The following is a 589-nucleotide window of genomic DNA, read 5'->3' as shown; positions in this document are numbered from 1 at the left end:
ACCCGTACCCGCGAACACCGACCCCCAGTCCACCTTCACGCCACGGACATACGCCTCGCCCAGCGACTGCCAGAACCGGTCGAGACCACCCTCACCGCGTCGGAGCGAGCCGAGAACAGCGGCCTCACGGCCCGCGTCCTCCACCGTCTCCTGAACACCCACCGAGAGCACCGGGTGGGGGCTGGACTCGATGAACACACCGAAACCCTGATCCAGCAGCGTCCGGGTCGCGTCCTCCAGCTCGACTGTACGACGGAGATTACGGAACCAGTAACCCCCGTCCAGCTCCGGACCCTCCACCCAGCCACCGGTCACCGTCGACAGGAACGGAACCTCCGCCTCACGCGGAGAAACCGAAGCCAACAGGACCGCCAGCTCCTCGCGGAGCAGCTCCACCTGCGCGGAATGCGACGCGTAGTCGACCGCGATCCGCTTCGCCCGGATCCCGTCCTTCTCACAGACGGCGAGGAGTTCTTCAAGGGCCGCCACCTCACCCGAGATCACCACCGAGGAAGGGCCGTTGACCGCCGCGACCGAGATACGGTCCTCACCCCACGGAGCGATCAACTCCCGCACCTTCACGGCGGGC

At 67.2% G+C, this 589-nt stretch carries 1 protein-coding gene; it reads right to left on the bottom strand.

Annotated features, from left to right (window positions below):
* Positions 1-589, bottom strand: a 589-nt coding sequence (locus IE247_RS34015) for an acyltransferase domain-containing protein (RefSeq protein ID WP_190127229.1), incomplete at both ends; no start/stop codon positions are given.

The sequence above is a fragment of the Streptomyces inusitatus genome (assembly GCF_014651115.1).
Taxonomy (GTDB): Bacteria; Actinomycetota; Actinomycetes; order Streptomycetales; family Streptomycetaceae; genus Streptomyces; species Streptomyces amakusaensis.
This window is presented reverse-complemented; position numbering and strand designations above follow the sequence as displayed.